The organism is uncultured Gimesia sp. (assembly GCF_963972345.1).
GTDB lineage: Bacteria > Planctomycetota > Planctomycetia > Planctomycetales > Planctomycetaceae > Gimesia.
In genome coordinates this window covers 1-21,206 of record NZ_CAXAVM010000015.1, presented here as the reverse complement: position 1 = coordinate 21,206, position 21,206 = coordinate 1, and the positions used below count along the sequence as shown (strand labels likewise).

The window sequence follows — 21,206 nt, the reverse complement described above, 5'->3', positions numbered from 1 at the left end:
ATTCATGCCATCTCCTTTTTCAGGACCAGTTCGTTGTTAGCAAGCCATCTTGTCGCTCCCGGAAAAATCGAACTCATCGAGATCCCCGAACCCGTACTGCCACCAGCCAGCCGATCCGAGTCTGCTCACGGCGAAATTATCTTTCAGCCGGAAACGACCTGTCTCTGTGGATCGGATTTACCTTACTTTATCGGCAGTGATGAATGGGAAATCGAAATCGGTCACTCGCTCCATGAAATGATCGGCACAGTGACGGCCACAAACGGTCAGCGCTGGAAAGCAGGGGACCGGGTTCTGGCAGTCCCGATCATACAACAGGGACTGCGGGAACGCTTCATTCTGGATGAATCACGGACCATCCCCATCGCCACCAACATCCCCGAAGAGCATGCCTTGATGGCCCAACCCCTGGGAACGGCGTTGTTCGCTCTGAAAAAACTTCCCAACCTGCTGGACAAGACTGTCGCCGTCGTCGGCCAGGGACCGATGGGGCAATTGATGAATGCGGCTCTCAGCAACATGGGGGCCCGCGAAGTCATCGGTATCGACCTGCTTGAATCACGGCTGCAGGTCAGTCCTTCCATGGGAGCGACGGCCACCATCTGTAATCAGCACACAGATCCCCTTGAGGCGGTGAGAGAAATTCTGAAAGGAGAACTGCCTGACATTGTGATCGAAGCCGTCGGTCATGCCGACCAGCAGTTGAATCTCTGTATCGAACTCTGCCGTCCAACAGGCAGTATTCTTGTGTTTGGTGTCCCGCCGGAAACAATCGACGGGGTACGCCTGCGCGATCTGGTCTTCAAAAATATCACCATCCATTCCAGCATCAATCCTGATTTCAACCGCGATTTTCCCCTGGCAATGCAGTGGCTCTCGGAAGGTCGCATCGATGTCACGCCGATCATCACTCACCGGTTCCCGCTGGCAGACATCCAGCAGGCGTTTGAACTGTTCCGGGATCGACGGGATGGTGTCATCAAAGTCATTGTTGAATTTCCGGCGTTAAAGCATTCTCAATTGAAAACAGGGTTATAACAAATGTCTTTCCGAATACGAATTCTCACTTCAGAAGGTCCCTGATGAATTATCTCATAAGCCCACGGCGTCTCCTGTGTTTGATTACAGGTGTTTTCATTATCAGTCTTGCCTTGTTAAGAGTGGCTCATGCCGCCGAGACTCCCAATATCATCTACGTTATGGCGGATGACCTGGGTTATGGGGACCTGGGCTGTTATGGGCAGGAAGTAATTCAAACTCCGAATATTGATCAACTCGCCAAAGAGGGTATGCTGTTCACGAACCACTATGCCGGGCATACCGTCTGTCGTCCTTCGCGCCTGGTTTTACTGACCGGCCAGCACAGCGGACACACTCCCATCAGTCAGAATGAACAGTACCATTTTCCCGCAGGAACAACGACAGTCACCTCCCTTTTAAAAGACGCCGGTTACACGACAGGAGGGGTAGGCAAATGGGCCCTGGGACCACACCGTACCAGCGGGGTTCCCAGTCGACAGGGCTTTGATTTCTGGTTTGGTTATCTGGACCAGGGAAATGCTCACAATTATTATCCGGAATTTCTCTGGAGGAACGAACAGAAGGTCGTCCTGCCGGGAAATCAAGTCGGCCCCCAGAAACGAGTCTCCCTCGCCCGCGAAACCTATTCACATGACTTATTGACGGAAGAAGCGTTTCAGTTCATCAGGCAGAATTCGCAACGACCTTTTTTCCTGCAGGCGCATTACACGATACCGCATGCCAACAATGAAGGGGGCCGCGCGGTCGGGGATGGCATGGAAGTCCCCGAGTATGGCATCTACGCCAATCGGGACTGGCCCGCCCCTGAAAAAGGCTTCGCCGCCATGATCACACGACTGGATCGGGACCTGGGAAGCCTGGTCGCGCTGCTCAAAGAACTGAAACTGGATGACAACACCATTATTTTCTTCACATCTGATAATGGTCCTCACCAGGAAGGCAAACATCAGGTCGAATTCTTTAACTCGAACGGTCCTTTGCGCGGTTTTAAACGTGATCTGTATGAGGGAGGAATCAGGGTACCATTGATCGCCAAATGGCCTGGAAAAATAAAGCCCGGTACTTCAACAGATCACATCAGTGCCTTCTGGGACTTCCTCCCCACGGCCTGTGACCTTGCAGGAATCGAGTCACCGCAGAACATCGACGGCATCTCCTATCTCCCCACGCTGCTCGGGAAACCACAACCCACTCACGAAACATTGTTCTGGAAATATCGCGGGAAGGAAGCACTGCGGGCGGGCAAGTGGAAAGCGGTCCGCAGCAGCCCACAGAAGCCGCTGGAGCTCTATGATCTGGAAACCGATATCGGAGAACAGCATAATCTGGCAGACCAGCATCCGAAAATAACAGCACGGATGCAGCAGCAGATCAAAGCGAGTCAGAACTCGGATTGAAGGGCAGGGACACCGTCAAACGGTACTCAAGGTTTAAATGATCTCGTGAATCGGCTCTGTATGCTCGACGCCGACCAGCTTTTGATCAAGGCCGCCATAGAAGTAAGAAAGCCGGTTGGGGTCCAGGCCCATCTGGTTCAGAATCGTGGCATGCAGGCGTTTGACATGGAACGGTTTTTCGACCGCTGCAGACCCCAGTTCATCGGTCGCCCCCACTGAAACTCCTCCTTTGATTCCGCCCCCGGCAGTCCACATTGTGAACCCGGCAGAGTTGTGATCGCGGCCGGTTCCTTTCGCATATTCCGCGGTGGGCTGCCTGCCAAATTCACCACCCCAGACAATAATCGTATCATCAAACAGTCCCCGGGCCTTTAAATCCTTAATCAATGCTGCAATTGGCTGATCCGTATTTCCCGCATGGAAGCTGTGATTTTTTACGAGGTCACCGTGCGCATCCCAGTTCGCATCGTTATGGTTTCCACCTGAGTAGAGTTGAATAAATCGCACACCCCGTTCCACGAGCCGACGCGCCAGCAGACAACGACTGCCAAAATCAGCGGTGCGTGGATTGTTCAAACCGTACATTTCCTGGGTCTGTTGTGTCTCTGCAGCCAGATCCGCTGCTTCGGGAGCATGCTGCTGCATTTTGAAAGCCAGTTCATAACTCGCAATTCGCGCTGCCAGTTCCGAGTTTCCGGCACGGGTGGCTTCGTGTTTTTCATTCTCAGCTTTCAAAGCATCCAGCAGTTCCCGCTGTACCGCTTTAGACATGCCTTCCGGACGACGCAGATCAATCAGAGGCGCGCCTTTGGAACGCATCGTGGTTCCCTGGTAAGTCGCCGGCATGAAACCGCTGGACCAGTTTTTGGCGCCACTGATGGGCCCACCAGTCGGATCCAGCATCACAACGTAACCAGGCAGGTTCTCATTCTCAGTTCCCAGTCCATAATTGAGCCACGAACCGAGACTGGGAAAACCGCTCAAGATGCGACCGGAATTCATCATCAACATCGCTGATCCATGAATGGGCAGTCATCGATTTCAGAAAAGCAATGTCGTCAACACAGGTTGCCAGATGGGGAAACAGTTCCGAAACCCACTGACCTGATTCTCCATACCGCTTGAACTTCCACTTCGGCCCTACGACGCGGCCTTCATTTTTTTCTCCGCCGCGCCCCTTGGTTTTTACAGAAACCGTCTTGCCATCCAGGCCATACAGCTTGGGTTTATGGTCAAATGTATCGACGTGGCTGGGCCCGCCGTACATAAACAGAAAGATCACACTCTTCGCTTTCGGTTTGAAGTGAGGATCTTTGGGAGCCAGCGGATTCTGGTACCGACTCACCCCGTCAGCGGCAAGTGCCTGTGAATTCAGAAAGCCATCTGCTGACATCAAGCCGGTTAAAGCCACTGATGCAAAACCGCCGCCGGTTTCCCACAAAAACTCCCGTCGTGTGCGACGACAGAATTGTGCGTGTCCATTCTGTTGATGTGCAGGTTTATCCAAAGCCATTGTTAATCCTCTTCAAGCCTATTGTCTCGTAATTCAATGTTCAGGCTGTGTTTCAGTAACCTGATTCGCTTTTAATCCAGATAGACAAATTCATTCCGATTCAAAACCGTCAGACAGAAATAATCGAGCGCCTGTTTTTCTTTCAGGGAATGTTTCTGCATCAATCTTTGAATCAGCTGCACAGCGTCAGCCACTTCACCTGGCTGTGGCGCCCGTCCATAAGCCAGGCGAATCGCCCGTGTGACAAACTTGGAATACTCTGTTCCCGTTTCCTCAATCAGCCGGTCTGCAAACAGTTCCGCCTGTCGGTTGACAAAATGGCCGTTTATCATGCTCAGAGCCTGAGCCGGTTGCGTAGTCACAAAGCGAACCGCACAGCTGCTGTCAGTATCTGCAAAGTCAAAATTGAAGAGCAGGGGAGTCACCAGCGAGCGTTTTACGAAAATATAAATACTTCGCCGTGCCCGTTCTTCTTCTGAGGAATCACCCCAGCCTTCCCCCGGTCGAGATTGCCCCTGTAACACTTCCTGAGAAATCAAGGGATAAAAACCAGGGCCATACATTTTCAGATTCAGGCGACCATTCACTGCCAGAATGGAATCACGCACTTCTTCTGCGCTCAATCGCCGCATGTTAAACCGCCAGAACAGATCATTCGCCGGATCGACGGCTGCCGCCTGTTCCGAGTGCCGGGACGACATCTGATACGTATTCGACATCAGAATCAACTTATGAAATGCTTTAAATCGCTGACCGCCTTTCACGAATTCCAGGGCCAGCCAGTCCAAGAGTTCGGGATGCGTGGGAGGCACGCCCAGTTGCCCGAAGTTATTCGGCGATTGCACGATCCCCCGACCAAAATGATGCTGCCAGATCCGATTGACAATGACACGCGATGTCAGCATGTTGTTCTCATCGGCAATCCACTCCGCCAGAACCCGTCGTCTACCTGAAGTCTGCTGATCCTGCGTTGGTTTCGGAATGATGGCTTCCGTCTCACCAAAGAGTTCCGGAAAACCTGGTTCCACCCTGTCACCAGGGACATGCGGGTTCCCCCGCAGTAACACGAAGGTTTCACGCGGCGCTTTCAGACTCCGCCTCACGCTGAGTGCCGCTTTCCGTGGAGGTAATTTTTTGCGGTCGGCTTCCAGCTGCTTTAACTTTTCCTTTAGCCCCTGGTAAGCCTGACTTTCATCCGGTTCCAGATACTCGGCCAGTTTTTCTTTGAGCAGTTTTCCCCGCTCACGGGTTTCCGAGCGCCGCTGGTCAACCCCGGGCATTTTTTTAATCGCTGTTTCTTCAATCGCATGCATTCTGTGCTTGAGATCGTTTTTCTGCTGGTCGTATTTCGCGTACTTTGCCGCTAGTTCGGGTGCAGTAATATCCGTCTGGTTAAACGACAGTTGATCGCCGCGCGTTCCATAAGAATTCAGACCATGGAAAAACGCCATAAATCGATAGTAGTCTTCGTGAGGAACCGGATCGATCTTATGTTCGTGGCAGCGGGCACAGTTTAATGTCAGGCCGAGAAAGACCTGGCTGGTTGTGGAAACAATATCATCCAGTTCATTGTAGTAACTCAAAAGCGGATCTGCCGGCTCGTCATCCCAGAGCCCCAGGCGGTAATATCCGGTCGCAATAATCGTGTCGTTGGTCACCTGATCCAGTTCGTCACCCGCCAGTTGCTCTTTGATAAACTGACTGTACGGTTTGTCCTCATTAAATGATCGGATGACGTAATCTCGAAAACGCCAGGCATTGGGTTTGGCGCCATCCCTTTCGAAACTGTTGGTATCAGCATAACGGACCAGATCGAGCCAGTGACGCGCCCAGCGCTCTCCATATCGGGGGGAATCCAGCAGGCGATCTACCAGTTTTTCGTAAGCATCCGGAGACGAATCATTCACAAACTGATCCACTTCTTCCGGAGTCGGAGGCAAGCCGGTCAGATCAAAACAGACGCGACGAATCAGCGCCACTCGATCAGCGGGCGGAGCAGGGGACAGCCCCTTTTTCTCCAGGCCGGACAGGATAAACGCATCGATCGGATTTTTGACCCACTGACTCTGGCTGGTTTCAGGGGGACTGTTCTGCTGAGGCGGCTGGAACGCCCAGTGTTTCTTCCATTCCGCGCCCTGCTGAATCCAGTTTTTGAGAACTTCAATCTGTTCCGGCTTAAGCCGCTCCCCCTCGGGAGGCATCTGCAGACTTTCATCCTTCGACGTAATGCGCGCGATCAGCTCACTCTGCTCCGGGTGATGTGGCACGACTGCCGTCGCCTCTGATTCCAGCTTTTTGAATGCCAGTTCACTCTGATCCAGGCGTAATCCGCCTTCCTGTACATCAGGTCCATGGCAGGAATAACAATGTTTTGCCAGCAGAGGTTGAACTTCCTGCGTAAAATCGACAGGGGCTTTTCCTGCCTGTCGGGCAGGGATTTTGTTCGTTTCAGCGGCGACAGTAACGAGCCCGGATAGAACTCCCCACAGGAGCAATCCACAAGCAGACAGGGAAAGTGATCTGGTTCTGCGGTGAGTAAAGCAAGGCATGCGTGGTCTGTCTCTCCCGACTGTACAGTCTTCAGTGAAGGATTTGATACATTCCATGATCTGTCCAGGATCTGATTCTTCCATTGTCGATGATTCCTATGACGGATGTCAATTCAACAATAAACATCCCTAACTTATTTCCCCTACTGGCATACCGCGAATTTATTAAATCCGGAGGATGGTCTCCTTTTCAAACTAGTCTGTCTGTCTCCCGGCTGATTATGTTATAATGCTGCAGCCTGCGTTCGGTGATGCGCTTGATACCAGGCACTTGTTTCTGATCTGAGGAGAACCCGCAGGATGAATCGATTATATCCTGCATTCTCGGGAAGGAAATTCCCGAAGAATGCCTCAACCAGAATCTTGCTCTGCCTGAGCGTGGTTCTGTTTTATCCCTGTTTCCATTTACTTTCAGGTGAAAAACAGAACAGGCAACCGCTGCTGGCATTCCTGGATCCACCAGAACAAAACGAAGTCCCGGACCAGAGCGAGCCAGATCAGTCAATCTCGGAAGAACGTGAGGCTCTGATCCACCGGATTTACCGAAACCGGAATCTACAGACTCAGTTTGAGCGGGCAGAACAGAAATTTCAGGATCGCGAGTTCACCGAAGGCGCATTGCAGCTGGAAAAACTGCTGGATCACCAGGAAGACTATTTTTTCTGGTCCGATGATCAGCCACGCCCCGTTAATTTCCGCGAGCGCACCCGGCAATTGTATTCCCAGTTCTCGCCGCGTTCACTGGCAGACTATGAACGTATCTCCGGACCTCAGGCAAACCAGTTATTGCAACAGGCACGACAGACGAATGATCTGCGACTGTATGAACTGCTGGCTTTACGATTCTTTCCCTTGAAAGCCGGTTTTGAATCCCTGAATTATCTGGCCACCCATTATATGGAGCAGGGGAACTTTGATTTCGCGGCACGCTACTGGGATCTGCTCCTCGAAAGCCGTCTGCAGAAGTCACGCCTGGAACCGGTCCATTTACTGAAAGCCGCTCTGACCTATCAGCAGTCACAACAGCATGAAAAAACCGCTCAGATCCTGGAAACATACGGAACAGAGAAAGTCATCGTCTCCGGCAGAACACTCTCTCTGGAACAGGCGCTGCAGTTCCTGGATACCACACTCGCTGATTCCGCGACTCGTAAAACAACCGGGTGGTTCGTATCACAGGGTAATGCAAAACGCAATCAGTCAGTTGATGCCAGTCTGCCTTATCTGAATCCGGTCTGGAGCCATCCGATCGGCCGGACAGATAAAGACAGCCCACTGGAAACACTCCGAAACTGGGAGAAGAAACAGTTTCGTGAAAATCTCTCAACCGCGGTCGTCAATCAACCCATCGCCGTCGACGACCTGATCATTTATCGTGATTTCAATGGCGTCCGGGCGGTGCATGTGGACTCCGGGAATACAGACTGGCTCTTCCAGAGTGCAGGCAGCCTCACTCAGTTGATCGAACAACTGGAAGCTCAGAATCCACCTCACTCGGCCTATTCCCAGAATCTGCCACTGGAAAAGTTTTATAATTACAATTCGATCTACGGATCTCTCAGCAGTAATGGCCAATACGTCTTTGCCATTGATTATCTGCCGGACACACAACCGCCGGCTCAGATCAACATGGGACTGCGTCGCTCTTCGTCTCATTTCCCCCTGGTCTCTCAGAAAGGGAATCGGCTGGTTGCGCTCCCATTAAACAGAAAATCGGCAAACGGAAAATCGGCTCCAGACAACCGGGACTCTGCTGGCACAGCTTCTCCCGCAGTGAAACAACCGGCTGCAATGCAGAACAGACCCGACTGGAGTATCGAAGGCTATTATTTCCTCGGGGCACCATTGCCAGTCGGAAATTACATTTATGCCCTGACCGAACATCACAGTCAACTCTCTGTTCTGTGCATCAACCCGCAGAACGGTGGGATCCACTGGAAACAGGGAATCGCATTCGTCAATCAACCTATATTCGCAGATCGGACACGCGCCTATCAGCAGTGCCCTCTGGCCTGCAGTCAAGGCGTTCTGGTCTGCACCACCCAGATGGATACTCTGATCGCCATTGATGCCACGAATGGCGATCTCCTCTGGAACTATTACTACGGAGACGGAGACCAGTACCAGCGCATCTCACAGAAGCGATATTATCGGCCCGTCGCCTTTGGTCATCCGGGCCTGACATCTGCGCCCCTGATTGATCAACACCGTGTTTTTTATCTCCCTACAGGTTCCCCCTATATTCATTGTGTCGATTTAAATACCGGACTTCCGCTCTGGGAAGAAGTACACCGGGAAGACGCGGAATATGTGGCTGCTGTTGTTGACAAAACCGTGCTGATTGTCGGCTCGGACTATTGTCGTGGCAGACACATCGAAGATGGACGGGAACTCTGGCATCTGCACGTAGGCCCTGTGACCGGCAAAGGTTTCCTGTCACAGAATAATTATCTGTTGCCTGTAAAAACGGGAAGCATTCTCAGCATCCATATTCCCACAGGAAAAGAATCCGGCTTTACCTTAAGTAATACGACCCAGATCACAGAAATACTGAACCGGGACTTCAAACAGAAACTCCGCCAGGGCGCGGCATACGCCCATGCGAATCATTCGCAGCAATCAAATCAAGACCCGGACCAGCACAACTGGTATCCCGGAAACATCATTGCCCACCAGGGTAAGTTGATCTCGCTGGGACTCTGGCAGATTGATGCATTCCCCCAGGCAGAAGCCATGCTGACCAGCTTACCTCAACTTGATCAGCAGAATCTGAATTCTCCCCAACATCAAAGTGACCAGTTGCTAAAAGCCGAACTAGAACTGGCACTCGGGAATTTGAACAGTGCGCAACACAGGCTCGAGACTCTGCTCTCGATTTCCACCACTGCCAACGTAAAATCACGATCTGAGTCGCTCTTGCGGGAACTGCTTTACGCCGAGCTGAATCAATCGACACAGGATGAATTTCTGATTCTTGCGAAACTGGAACGACTTGCGACCAGCCCCCAGGAACGAGGTCGCTACCTTTCACGTAAATCCAAGTATCTCCTTGAGCAGGAAAACTACCAGGCATTGATGGAAATTGCCGAGGAATTTAAGAAAATTGAAGTCCAGCAGCCACTGGCAATGGCAGGAGACACCGATCATCTGGTCACCACCAAAAGCCTGGTTGCGGGTCTGATGGAAAAAGTAACTGCGAAAGCAGATCGCATCGACCGTGAAGCCCTGGATGCACAAATCACGGATGACCAACAGGTCGCCCTGAAAGAGGGCTCCACCCTCGCTCTGCAGGCATTTCTCGACACCTACGGCAGTTGGTCTCAGGCTGTTGAAGTGCGCAGCACACTGGCAGACCGACTGATCGAACAGGGACAGATCCAGCAGGCTGAATTCCTGCTGATGCAGAACCGCAGTCATCCGGATGACCAGATCGCGGCGAACGCTACCTGCGAACTGCTGGAACTCTGGCAGACCGCCGGGCTTCCCCATGAAGCAGCCGCGTTACTGCGTGAGCTGGACAAAAAATATGCACAGGTCACACTTGAGACCGGCCTCACCGGAAAACAGTATGTTAACCGCTTTAATCGAGGTTCGCAGACCTGGACCATCTTCCAGGCCATGCAGCCACTGCAACATGAAGTCTCTCACCTGATTATCAGACAGAGTGATCTGGGAACGCCCCCCCCGGAAACCAGAAACACCTATAAAAACTATGAACGCAAGTTTCTTCCTCCTGCTGAAATATCTCAGCTGCTGTTGAAATCCGGGGAACAGCTGCATGTCATCAATAAGCACGCTGGACAGACCATCGGAAAGATCGAAGTTTCCGATCGCATTTCCTACCCCTATCATTCGCAAAACACCCGCGTAGGTCATTTCATTCCGCTCGGTAGCAGCCGCAAGATCCATGGCGTTTCGCTGCTGCAACTGAACGGAGAAGATTCCACACCACTGTGGACAAAGGAATTCACTGATTTAAATAACTCGCAATCACTGTTTTATGTTGGCCCCTCCGGGCCGCGCGTCTGCGTTTTCCAGTGGGATAATCACCTGTTCGGATTAAATCCCGCGACAGGCAAGGTCTTGTGGGAACGCAAAAACATCCCTTCCAAATCAGGTTTCCTCAGTGATTCCAGCAAAGGGCTGATCGGGGACCAGCAGGCACTGGTTGCCTTTAATATCAATCGAACGAATTACGATGTCTACAGCACGACAACCGGCGAACTGATCCGCAAAGGCGAACTGGATTTGAACAGTCGCTCCCGTCACGTCTTCGGTCGCAAGCTGTTCTACGAAACCACATCGACCACCGAAAAACGCGTTCGTCTCTGGGACCCGCTGACTGATCAGCATCTGCTGGATGAGCCTGTTTCCAACTCCGGTTTTTCGACTCAGATTTCTGAAACAGAACTGGCGATCCTGCTGCCCCCCAATCGACTGCGCGTACTCAACGTCGAAACTGGTGAGACCATCATCGAATCCATCATCCCTGACGAATACCTGACAAGCCTCAATAAGTTTATCGGCTTCAAAGATCAGGAGCGCTACTACTTCAATTTCTCATACACGACGCCGCGACGACGATCTCCTCAAAACGACTTTTATGTCAGCGACTCTTTTTTGAATGTGGTGCACCTCGACAATGACTTAATCAGCATCGACGGTAAAACAGGGCAGATTCTCTGGAGCCGCAATTTGCCGAAACGTTCCTGGATTGATACCTCTCAGTACCAGCTCCCCTTCCTGATCTTTATGAGTAAAATCCGGACGGAGTCCCGGACGCGCAGTTATTCATTCCTGCTGGAAATCCTGGATGCCAGAACCGGGGATACGATCGGCTTTAAAGACAACATCCTGAAAGACACCATCCTGCAGCTGCAGGTCGATCCTCGCTTTCAGAAAATCATTCTGCAGGGGATGCACAGTGCCATCGAAATCGACTTCAGCGATAAAGCGAAGTCACTGGATAAGATCTTCGAGAAGCCCCTCTGATCTGCAGGAGCAGGCTTAAACTCGACAGTAGTCACAGGTGAGCAGGCAGTCTGAAAAGAGCGGCTGAAGGGAATCGAACCCTCGTCACCAGCTTGGGAAGCTGGGGTAATACCATTATACGACAGCCGCTGAACTCGGACCGCTGAGGAGACAGCGTAAACATCCCCCTGGTTCGGGTCAAGCAATTTCGAACCCGGCGCTCAGCATTCCATTAACTTTTCACCTGCTGGTTTTCACCGGAGCGAATCACTTCCAGTTGCTTGGCCACCTCAGGGAAGGGGACTTCGTGAGGCAGTTTCTGTGTGGTTGCTGCCAGCGCAGAAGCAACTCCTGCTGCCTCTCCCATCGCCACGGCATTCCCGGTCACCCGATAACTGCTGTGCGCGATAAAGTCTCCACTGATGCAGCGACCTGCCATCATCAGGCCGGTCACATCCCGGGCAATCAATGCCCTCAGAGGGATATCATAAGGTTTGGATTTGAACGGTTTCTTTTCGATGGCTTTCGTTTTTCCTGGGTTGGTGGAATGAACATCGATCCCGAACCGTACGTGGCAGATTCCGTCCACAAACCGTGCCCCGTTCTTCAGATCTTCACTGCTGACATGATAGCGGCCCATAATCCGGCGACCTTCGCGGGTACCGATCTGTTCTGCGGTCGCGATGATCTCGAGGTTGGTCCAGGGATCTCCCAGTTTTTTCAGACTGTTGACCAGCTTATGCACTTCGCGTCGTGCCTGCAGAGTTGCTTCAGTGACATGTGCCGCATCAATGGCCAGTGTTCCATATTCATGGTTGGCCATCATCGCAAACAGGCCGTCACGAACCCGAAAAATCGTCGGGCCCCCATAGGAAGGATCAACGCCCGCCCGCTGGAATTCGGCCAGCAGGTTTTTCTTCGGGTTCCCCAGCTTGCGAGGTTCTGCATCTCCGCGGACGAAAGGAGCAATACCATCCAATGTGACCCCGGTCAACAGAACCATCAGGCTCATCGGCTGAGTCAGCCCCGTACCAGGTTGACCGAATTCGTAACTGCAACCCGCCTGCGCTGCCAGATCGCCATCACCGGAACAGTCAATAAAAGCCCTGGCCCGCCACGCCTGACGACCCGATTTGGATTCCGTCACAATCACTGACAGACGGTTATTGATGTCAGTGGCTGCTCCTACGACTCGCGTATGAAGTTGAATTTTGACGCCCGCTTCCAGCAGGAGATCTTCCAGTAACAGTTTGGTTTTCTCGGTATCATATGCGACCGAACCGTTGGGCAGGGTATTACTGGCACCACGTTCTTCCAGTTTCTGCAACAGTTCCCGCATGATGCCGGGCTTATTTTGAGCATCAATGATCAGCGTGAGTGCGCCTGCCGTCCAGACACCTCCGACACAGCCATTGACTTCCAGCAGACGGGTTTTGGCACCACTGCGGGCAGACGCGAGCGCCGCGGCGACACCCGCAGGTCCACCCCCGCAGACAATGACTTCGTCTTCCTCGACAATCGGAATGTTCCGGGCTGCTTCGTGAAAGATTTTGCCATCTGGAGAAATCCAGCCGCTTGTACGCACATGTTGTGCTGATGAATTCCAGACAGACTGACCGCCCCCGTCAAGCAACAGGGTGTTGGACGGACGCGTCACTCCATCTACAACCGGTTCTTTTGCAGAAGCGGAATTGGTACCGGCTAAAAAAGCAGCTGTACTGCCAGCGAGGTATTTGCCGAACACACGACGGTCCATATTTTCGTTGGCCATGACAGACTCCTCTCGACTTATTTTACAGAAATATTTTTCAATCCAGACTGATTCATTCAACCATAGATTCGCTTATGAATCTCAGTAACGACATCGTCAATGGGAATTCTCACCTGTTCCAGTGTATCACGATCACGCAGTGTCACACAGTTATCCTGTTCAGTTTCCCCATCCACTGTCAAGCAGAAAGGTGTCCCAATCTCGTCCTGACGGCGATATCGTCGACCGATGGCTCCCTGTTGATCATAAACCGCTTGAATTCCTGCTGATTTCAGACGCTGGTAAATGGACGAAGCAATTTCCGGCATGCCCGCTTTTTTGATCAGGGGGAACACGGCAGCTTTCACAGGAGCCAGGCGCGGATGAAATCGCATCACGGTCCGCGTCTGCATTTCACCTTTTTCATCCGGTTGCTCATCTTCGTAATAGGCTTCACACAAAAATGCCAGCGTCGCACGGTCTGCACCGGCGGCCGGTTCAATGACATGGGGAATGAACCGCTCGCGGGTCTGATCATCAAAGTAGGTCAGATCTTTTCCGCTGCCTTTGTACTTGGGCTGTCCATGCTCATTCTTTTCAACGACCAGTTGATCTCCTTCACGAACCAGCTTGCCTTCCATGTGCGAACGCAGGTCGAAATCACCGCGATGGGCAATCCCTTCCAGTTCTCCATATTCATCCTCTTCCATGAAGGGGAAGGCATATTCCACATCAGCAGTTCCTACCGAGTAGTGTGCCAGTTCTTCCTGGGTATGATCGCGCAGAATCAGATTGCCTTCCGCGATCCCGTGTTTAATGTACCAGGCATAGCGTCGGTCCCGCCAGTACTGGTACCACTCGAACGATTCATCAGGGTGACAGAAGAATTCCATTTCCATCTGTTCGAATTCTCGCGAACGGAAAATGTAGTTTCGGGGTGTGATTTCATTCCGGAAACTTTTCCCGATCTGAGCAATCCCGAAAGGTACTTTGACACGGCCGCTGTCGACGACATTTTTGAAATTCACAAACATCCCCTGTGCGGTTTCCGGCCGCAGGAACGCGGTGCCTTCTTCTCCTGAAAGCGCACCAATGATGGTTTTAAACATCAGGTTGAATTCGCGGGGCTCGGTCAGTTCGCCCCCGGTTTCAGGACAACGTGCTTCCAGTTTCCCGGTCGCGGGAATATTCGCATCTGCCAGCATTTTCCGGTATTCCATCAGGTTACAGATCGTAATCTGAGGAGTCTCGCCGGCTTCCAGGCCGTTCTCTTTTTCGTATTCGGCAAGGGCCTTTTCCAGGCGTTTGCGTTTGGTCTTAGAGAGTCCTTCTTCACCGATATCAGCCATATAGGTTTCACAGGCGACGGGAGTTTTATCGGCGGTATAAGCGACTGCCACCGAAACATGATCGACCCGGAACCGGGCTTTCGATTCTTTGGAATCGACCATGAAATCATGGAACAGATCAAAGTGCCCGGAGCTCTTCCAGACGCTGGGATGCATGATAATTGTAGTTTCCACCCCCGTCATGCAGAACGGTTTGGGAGCACCTTCCGGCGCAACCAGCTCATTGTGGGTGGTAATCATGTCAGACCACCAGGCCTCACGTACATTCCGTTTGAGTTCGACTCCCAGCGGACCATAATCCCAGAACCCCTGCAGACCGCCGTAAATTTCAGACGACTGAAAAATGAACCCGCGCCGTTTACACAACGCTACGATTTTCTCCATCTCTTTTTTCATTGCTCTGGTCTTTCCCTTTTGTCTGCAGTAAGACATTCTCAGATAAAGATTTTATTTTTACTCATTAAATAGCAGTGGTTCAGTCTGCTGAAATTGACATAATTTTCCCTGATTTGTGACTGTACTCGGGCAGTACCGTATAACGATCCCGGGCAGAACATAATTGAATATCTTCTTCAAAGCCACGTTGAATCAGATTTCGTCCCCCCTGGCTGGCACGCATTGCTGACAACAGCCCGTCTGCCTTGTCGGTCTGGGTCTGAAAATAGTCGACCACCATGCGTGTTGCATCGTCCAGCGTCAACTCATGGGCAACGGAACCTTGCAGCCCTGCAGCGATCGCCCCTGCACAAAGACAGTCTTCACCCGTGATTGCTCCATCCGTCCCGGCACAAACGAGATAGATAACGCCCGAACATTGACTCAATTCATTCACCACCGCCGCCAGATTCAAAACGAACCGATCAGAATCCGGTCTGCCTGGATCGCACGCTTCAAAGCCCGCGTTCCATTGCTGGTCGTAAATACGATCTGTTTTCCGGCGACCACATCCGCAGTATACCGGGCAGGGGAGTTATCCAGCTGAAAGCCCTCAATCAGGATCCCCATGCGTTCGCCCCCCAGTAATACTTCTGAATCAGTTGCATCACTCAGTTGACGGGCAACCTGTAGTGCCTCCTCAATTTCCTGACAGGGAATCACAGCGGCTGCCCCTGCCTGTAACGCTGTCGTAATCGTAGAGGAAGCGCGAAGAATGTCGAGAATCACAGCAGTGCTCCCCGAAAAGTCTTCCGGTTGTGACAACACAGGCAGTAAGCAGGTTCGAATTTCGTCAGGCATGACTGATCGTGGGTATTCTTTCAAGACTAAAAGGGAAACCGAGGCTCAGCGAGCCTTATCTGAAATATCCTTGCGACACCAGGCACCATCCCAGCGGATGCATTTGACCGCCTGGTACGCTTTCAGTTTTGCCTGACTGATGCTTTCACCAATCGCCGTCACTCCCAGAACACGCCCACCGTCAGTGACGACCTGATCGTCTTTCATGGTCGTTCCCGCGTGAAAGACTTTGGTGTCAGCCAACTGAGCCGCTTCATTCAAGCCGCGAATGACTCTCCCTTTTTCATACTGATCAGGATATCCTTCCGAAGCCATCACCACACAGACAGTCGGTCTCTCATCCCACTCCAGATCATCGATTTCGTCCAGACGCTCCTCCGCAGCCGCCAGCAGCAGTTGTGCGAGGTCTGTCTTGAGCCGCATCAAGACCGGCTGGGCTTCGGGATCCCCAAAACGGACATTGAATTCGAGTACTTTAGGTCCCTGATTGGTTATCATCAGACCGGCATACAGTACCCCATTGAATGGCCGGTCTTCAATTTTCATGACATTGACCATCGGCACCAGAATTTTTTCGATGATCTCGTCCATCAGTTCGGGTGTCACCAGGGGAGCGGGGCTGTAAGCTCCCATCCCGCCGGTATTGGGTCCTTTGTCCCCATCGTAGGCTGCTTTATGATCCTGTGATGTTTCCAGAGGAACAATCGTCGATCCACTGACGATTGCCAGAATACTGACTTCCTGGCCGATCAGTTTTTCTTCAATAATGACCGTTCTCCCCGCATCACCAAACTCGCGAATTTTCATCAGCGACTTGATGGCGTCAAGGGCTTCCTGCCTGGTATCGCAGATCAATACCCCTTTTCCGGCAGCCAGACCATCGGCCTTGATCACCAGGGGCTGTTCTTCACGATCTTCGAGATAGGATTCAGCGGCTTCAAAGTTTTTGAATGTTTCTGACTTGGCGGTCGGGACATTGGCCTTCCACATCATCTGTTTGGCAAATGATTTGCTGCCTTCCAGTTCTGCGGCCGCCTTGGAAGGTCCAAACACAGAAATGCCTGCGGCGCGAAGGGCATCAGACATTCCCGCCACCAGTGGCACTTCAGGGCCAACCACTGCCAGTTGAATTGCTTCCTCTTTCGCAAACGCGACCATCTTCGCTATATCGTCAACGCTGATGGCGACATTTGTCGCATCCAGCTGAGTTCCTGCGTTTCCAGGTGCACAAAAGACCTGACTGACACTCTCCGACTGGGCCAGTTTCCAGACCAGCGCGTGTTCGCGGCCTCCCTGACCAATCACTAAAACTTTCATCGTGTACGGTACCTGCTCGTTATCTTCTTCTTAAAATTTCAGGCGAGATAATTTCTCTCACTGACTTGATTCCACTCCTGTGGAGTATATCAGCACTGTTTTGACCCTAGTAGCATCGCTTCCCGAAATTTGGACTTTGCTGCTAAAAAGCTCGTGTATTACTTCTATACCAGAATAAATCTGTTGCTGACGGGAATAAAGTTTCTTCAGAAACCACTTCACTTCAGACAACACATGCCCAGCATTGGACGAATCAAGCCTGAGACCTTATAATGTCCCGTTCATTCGGGTTTTGATTGTACAGAAATCCCCGATTGTGCTCTGAACCTTCTTGGACCGGGGCTGTCAGCTTAGACCTGTCCCTCTGCTGTGTTAAAATCAGAGCTGGAATTACTGTTATCGTAATCCTTCGATTGAGTAATTGACCTAAAGTTATTCTGTAAAAGACTTTTAGCCTTTTTATTTACTGGAGAATTCAAAGTGTTTGATACTGTCGCCATCATTGGTGCCACCGGTGCCGTCGGGCACATTATGCGGAAACTGCTGGAAGACCGGAACTTCCAGGCGAAACAATTTCGATTTCTGGCCTCAGCGCGCTCCGCAGGCAAAACACTGGAATTCCAAGGCAAAACATACACACTGGAAGAATTGACCAAAGATTCCTTCGCGGGAGTCGAACTGGTGATCGCTTCCACTCCCGATGATGTCGCAGCGGAATTTCTCCCCTCAGCCGTAGAAGCGGGCGCGATTGTCATCGATGAATCAGGTTACTGGCGGATGAACCCCGAAGTGGCACTGGTGATTCCGGAAATCAACCCGGAAGCCGCCCTCGAAGCCAAAGGCATTATTGCCAGTCCGAACTGTTCCACCACCCAGATGGTCATGGCTTTGAAACCGCTGCACGATGCCTCTCCTGTTCGTCGTGTGATCGTCAGTACTTACCAGGCGACCAGTGGCGCCGGTGTTGCCGGTACCAGCGATCTTCTGGAAGGGTCCCGCGCCTACCTGGAAGGCAAATCCCACGATTACAAAGTCTTCGCCCACCCGATCGCCTTTAATGCGATCCCGCAGATTGGCAGCGAAAAAGAAGACGGCTACACCAGCGAAGAAATGAAAATGGTGTATGAAACCCGGAAAATTCTGGGCGATGAATCGATTCAGATCAATCCTACCTGTGTCCGGATCCCCGTGGCAAACTGCCACAGCGAAACCATCACTGTGGAGACCGAACGCCCGATCTCGCCGGAAGAAGCCCGACAGTTGTTCTCTGATTTTCCGGGAATCACTGTCGTCGACGATCTGCAGAACCTCTCGTATCCACTCCCCTCTACCTGTGATGGCAGTGATGAAGTCTACATCGGTCGAATCCGCCGTGATATTTCTTGTCCGAACGGGCTGAGTTTCTGGTGCGTCAGTGATAACCTCCGTAAAGGCGCTGCCACCAACGCTGTCCAAATTGCCGAGTTGCTCGCTAAACATAAAGCCTGCACCTAAGCTGTTTTCGCGTCTCCACCACTGTCGCTGCGGGCGGATTCCGGATTGAAGAGTTCGTCCCGCCAGTGCCATTTTTCAAAGATTACATCGTAAAGGCTACGCCATGTCTGCATTTCATTACCAGAATGATGAACTGTTTTGTGAAAATGTCCCCGTTGCTCAACTGGCAGAAGAGTTTGGCACACCCCTGTGGGTTTATTCCAAATCAGACTTTCTCGGTCGCTTGAAAGAAATCCAGGACGCGTTTGCCGAAGTTGATCCGGTCATCTGCTATTCTGTCAAAGCCAACGGGAACCTGAGTATTCTCAAAACGATGAACGATGCCGGCAGCAGTTTCGATGTGGTCTCCGGAGGAGAACTGTTCCGCGTCCAGCAGGCCGGCGCCGATACCTCGCGCGTTGTCTTTGCTGGTGTCGGCAAGACCGATGAAGAAATTCGTCAGGCACTCAAGGCTGACATCCTGATGTTCGACGTCGAAAGTGAAGCCGAACTTGATGCCATCGCCCGGATCGCCGGCGAATTGAACTGTGTGGGCCGCGTTGCTTTACGTTTGAACCCGGATATCGACGCCAAAACTCATCACAAAACGACCACGGGAAAAAAAGGCAACAAGTTCGGCATGGATATCGAACGTGCCACCGAACTGGCCGACAAGGTACTCAAAGATGAGCGTCTGGAACTGACGGGCATTCATATGCACCTGGGTTCCCCCATTCTCTCGACCGATCCGTATGCCAAGGCGGTCAAAAAAGGAGCCGAGGTCATTTCCCAACTGCGTGAGAAAGGCCACAATACCAACTGGCTCAACCTCGGAGGCGGCTTTGGCATCAGCTACAAAACGGACGAAGGCCCTTCCGCTCAAACTTACGCGGATGTGATTGTCCCCACCATTAAAGAAATCGGCTGTCGTCTGGCACTGGAACCAGGTCGCTTTATCGCCGGGAATTCCGGCGTGTTAATCAGCCAGATCGTCTTTACCAAGCGGGAAGGGGGCAAGCTGTTCTACATTCAGGATGGGGGCATGACCGATCTGGTACGTCCGGCGATGTACGATTCTTATCACCGTGTCTGGCCTGTCAAACCAGCCGTTCCCATGCCTTTCGACTGTGAAGGCGAAATCGAGGGCTGCGAGAAGGCTGACGTTGTCGGTCCGGTCTGTGAATCCTGTGACTACTTTGCGAAAGACCGTTATCTGCCCCCCATGGAGCGGGGAGACTATCTCTGCATGTTCAGCGCGGGTGCTTATGGCTCTGTAATGAGTAGCAACTACAACGCGCGGCCCCGCAGTGCAGAAATCCTGGTGGATGGCAGTGAATATCATGTCATCCGTCGCCGGGAAACTTACGAAGAGCTGATTGCCCTCGAACAGACCTGAGATCCTCTGACTCCGTCAGATCTGCCTCCCCTGAATGTTCAGAAGACCAGTCCTGCCCTGGTTGGGTTATAACAGTTATCGGGTTCTTGCGCTGTGTAATACATTGGGAACAGCAAAGATACGTGCATCCCCTTTATTCGATTGCACCGTTATCGCCGTCAGAAACGATGATACTAGATACGCGTCGCATTTAACTATAGCGTCTCTCAATCTATTATACTCGGTCCCAATAGTCCTGGAGAGGCTACAGTAAAACTGGACACAGTCTAGATACGGAAGCTTCTACACTGAATATGTCTATTTGAATACATACCACCTGATTTCTGTGAAGACTTGAAACGAAATAATTGAATTATGTTGTTTTGGGTAAGGTGATAAGAATAGTATATAATTTCTGTAACTGTGTATTCCCATCAGAGATATTCAATCTGCCAGACAGACAGGCCTAGAAACGGATCTGTTCGCAGGCAGCCCCATGAATAGCCGACAACCATGACGACACGGAGTCGACTGAATGTCTTTTAATAATCGGATCCTGGCAGCCTTTGCTCTGGTCATTTTCTGCACCCTGAGTACGTCCTCCCACGTCTGGTCACAGGAGGAAATTCCTCCGCAATTACAAAAGTCAGCGACGATTACCGGTCTTTCTGCTGATGAACTCCTGCTGTCAAAACCGGAGACGCCTGCTCAAATGCTGCAGGCAGTCATTCAACTGACCGGACTCGGACATGCCGCTTCTGCCAAACCCTACCTGGAGCAACTGCTGAAAGCCAACCTCGACCAGGAAACCCTGTTGGCACTCCGCGATGAACATGGGCCCGCGGCATTCCTGTCCCTGGCGAATAACAAAGCATTGCAGCCGGAATCGATCACCCTGCTGAATCAGATGGAAGCCGCCTTCCGTGCTTACGCCACTGATCCCGCTCGCATTAATAAATTAATCAACGATCTGTCTGGTTCTCCTACGGATCGAAACATCGCGATTATCCAGCTCAAATCTGCCGGGTCGATCGTCGCGCCTCCCATCTTGAAACAGTTAAACGTCAGCGAAGATCCTGCCAAAAATGACGAACTGGCATTCGCCTTATCACAGCTGGGAAAACCGGTCGTAGAACCACTGATTGCGGCCTTACGGGCTCCGGAGAATCGTGTCCGCAAGATCGCTGCTGAAGTACTCGGCGACATCGCTGATCCATCAGCAGCGCTCTACCTCT

Annotated in this window: 12 protein-coding genes, 1 tRNA gene and 1 pseudogene; 6 read left to right on the top strand and 8 right to left on the bottom strand. The window is 51.9% G+C overall.

Translation table 11 applies throughout. The features are described 5' to 3' along the window. The first annotated feature begins 33 nt into the window (after positions 1–33). Both AACZ40_RS04250 and AACZ40_RS04245 read left to right on the top strand, forming a co-directional pair. Positions 34–1,038, top strand: coding sequence for a zinc-binding dehydrogenase (locus AACZ40_RS04250; RefSeq protein WP_291178681.1), 1,005 nt, complete (start codon positions 34–36; stop codon positions 1,036–1,038). A gap of 44 nt (positions 1,039–1,082) precedes the next feature. Further along, positions 1,083–2,438, top strand: a complete 1,356-nt coding sequence (locus AACZ40_RS04245; protein ID WP_291178678.1) for an arylsulfatase — start codon at positions 1,083–1,085, stop codon at positions 2,436–2,438. A gap of 33 nt (positions 2,439–2,471) precedes the next feature. Here AACZ40_RS04245 and AACZ40_RS04240 read toward each other — a convergent pair whose 3' ends face one another. The 3 genes from AACZ40_RS04240 to AACZ40_RS04230 all read right to left on the bottom strand — a co-directional run bounded on the left by AACZ40_RS04240 (position 2,472) and on the right by AACZ40_RS04230 (position 6,500). Further along, positions 2,472–3,443 (bottom strand): DUF1501 domain-containing protein, encoded by a 972-nt coding sequence (locus AACZ40_RS04240; RefSeq protein WP_339673400.1) that lies wholly within the window; start codon positions 3,441–3,443, stop codon positions 2,472–2,474. After that, entirely contained in the window at positions 3,370–3,951 is a 582-nt protein-coding gene (locus AACZ40_RS04235; protein ID WP_339673398.1) for a DUF1501 domain-containing protein, read from the bottom strand. Before AACZ40_RS04235 ends, AACZ40_RS04240 begins: the two co-directional genes overlap by 74 nt. Positions 3,952–4,022: 71 nt before the next feature. After that, positions 4,023–6,500: a DUF1553 domain-containing protein gene (locus AACZ40_RS04230; RefSeq protein ID WP_291178672.1), complete on the bottom strand. Its 2,478-nt coding sequence runs from the start codon at positions 6,498–6,500 to the stop codon at positions 4,023–4,025. A gap of 300 nt (positions 6,501–6,800) precedes the next feature. On the opposite strand from AACZ40_RS04230, the gene AACZ40_RS04225 reads away from it, so the two are divergent. Next, on the top strand, positions 6,801–11,492 hold the full coding sequence (locus tag AACZ40_RS04225; RefSeq protein WP_291178669.1) for a PQQ-binding-like beta-propeller repeat protein: 4,692 nt from the start codon (positions 6,801–6,803) through the stop codon (positions 11,490–11,492). Positions 11,493–11,550: 58 nt separating this feature from the next. Here the strand turns inward: AACZ40_RS04225 and AACZ40_RS04220 are convergent. From AACZ40_RS04220 to purD, 5 genes and pseudogenes are all read right to left on the bottom strand, one after another. Then, a tRNA-Gly gene (locus AACZ40_RS04220) sits at positions 11,551–11,621 on the bottom strand. An 82-nt stretch (positions 11,622–11,703) separates the two neighbouring features. Further along, positions 11,704–13,242, bottom strand: a complete 1,539-nt coding sequence (locus AACZ40_RS04215; protein WP_291178665.1) for an FAD-dependent oxidoreductase — start codon at positions 13,240–13,242, stop codon at positions 11,704–11,706. A gap of 56 nt (positions 13,243–13,298) precedes the next feature. Further along, on the bottom strand, positions 13,299–14,966 hold the full coding sequence (locus AACZ40_RS04210) for a glycine--tRNA ligase (protein ID WP_291178662.1): 1,668 nt from the start codon (positions 14,964–14,966) through the stop codon (positions 13,299–13,301). Between the two features lie 79 nt (positions 14,967–15,045). Then, positions 15,046–15,806 (bottom strand): annotated as a pseudogene (locus tag AACZ40_RS04205) (2-phosphosulfolactate phosphatase). 45 nt (positions 15,807–15,851) lie between these two features. Continuing rightward, positions 15,852–17,123: a phosphoribosylamine--glycine ligase gene (purD, locus tag AACZ40_RS04200; protein ID WP_291178656.1), complete on the bottom strand. Its 1,272-nt coding sequence runs from the start codon at positions 17,121–17,123 to the stop codon at positions 15,852–15,854. Positions 17,124–17,603: 480 nt separating this feature from the next. Between purD and AACZ40_RS04195 the strand changes: the two genes are divergently transcribed. The 3 genes from AACZ40_RS04195 to AACZ40_RS04185 all read left to right on the top strand — a co-directional run. Beyond that, positions 17,604–18,617: an aspartate-semialdehyde dehydrogenase gene (locus AACZ40_RS04195; protein ID WP_291178653.1), complete on the top strand. Its 1,014-nt coding sequence runs from the start codon at positions 17,604–17,606 to the stop codon at positions 18,615–18,617. A 103-nt stretch (positions 18,618–18,720) separates the two neighbouring features. Beyond that, positions 18,721–19,992 (top strand): diaminopimelate decarboxylase, encoded by a 1,272-nt coding sequence (gene lysA, locus AACZ40_RS04190; RefSeq protein WP_291178651.1) that lies wholly within the window; start codon positions 18,721–18,723, stop codon positions 19,990–19,992. 514 nt (positions 19,993–20,506) lie between these two features. Then, the coding region (locus AACZ40_RS04185; protein WP_339673392.1) for a HEAT repeat domain-containing protein at positions 20,507–21,206 on the top strand (700 nt) is incomplete at its 3' end.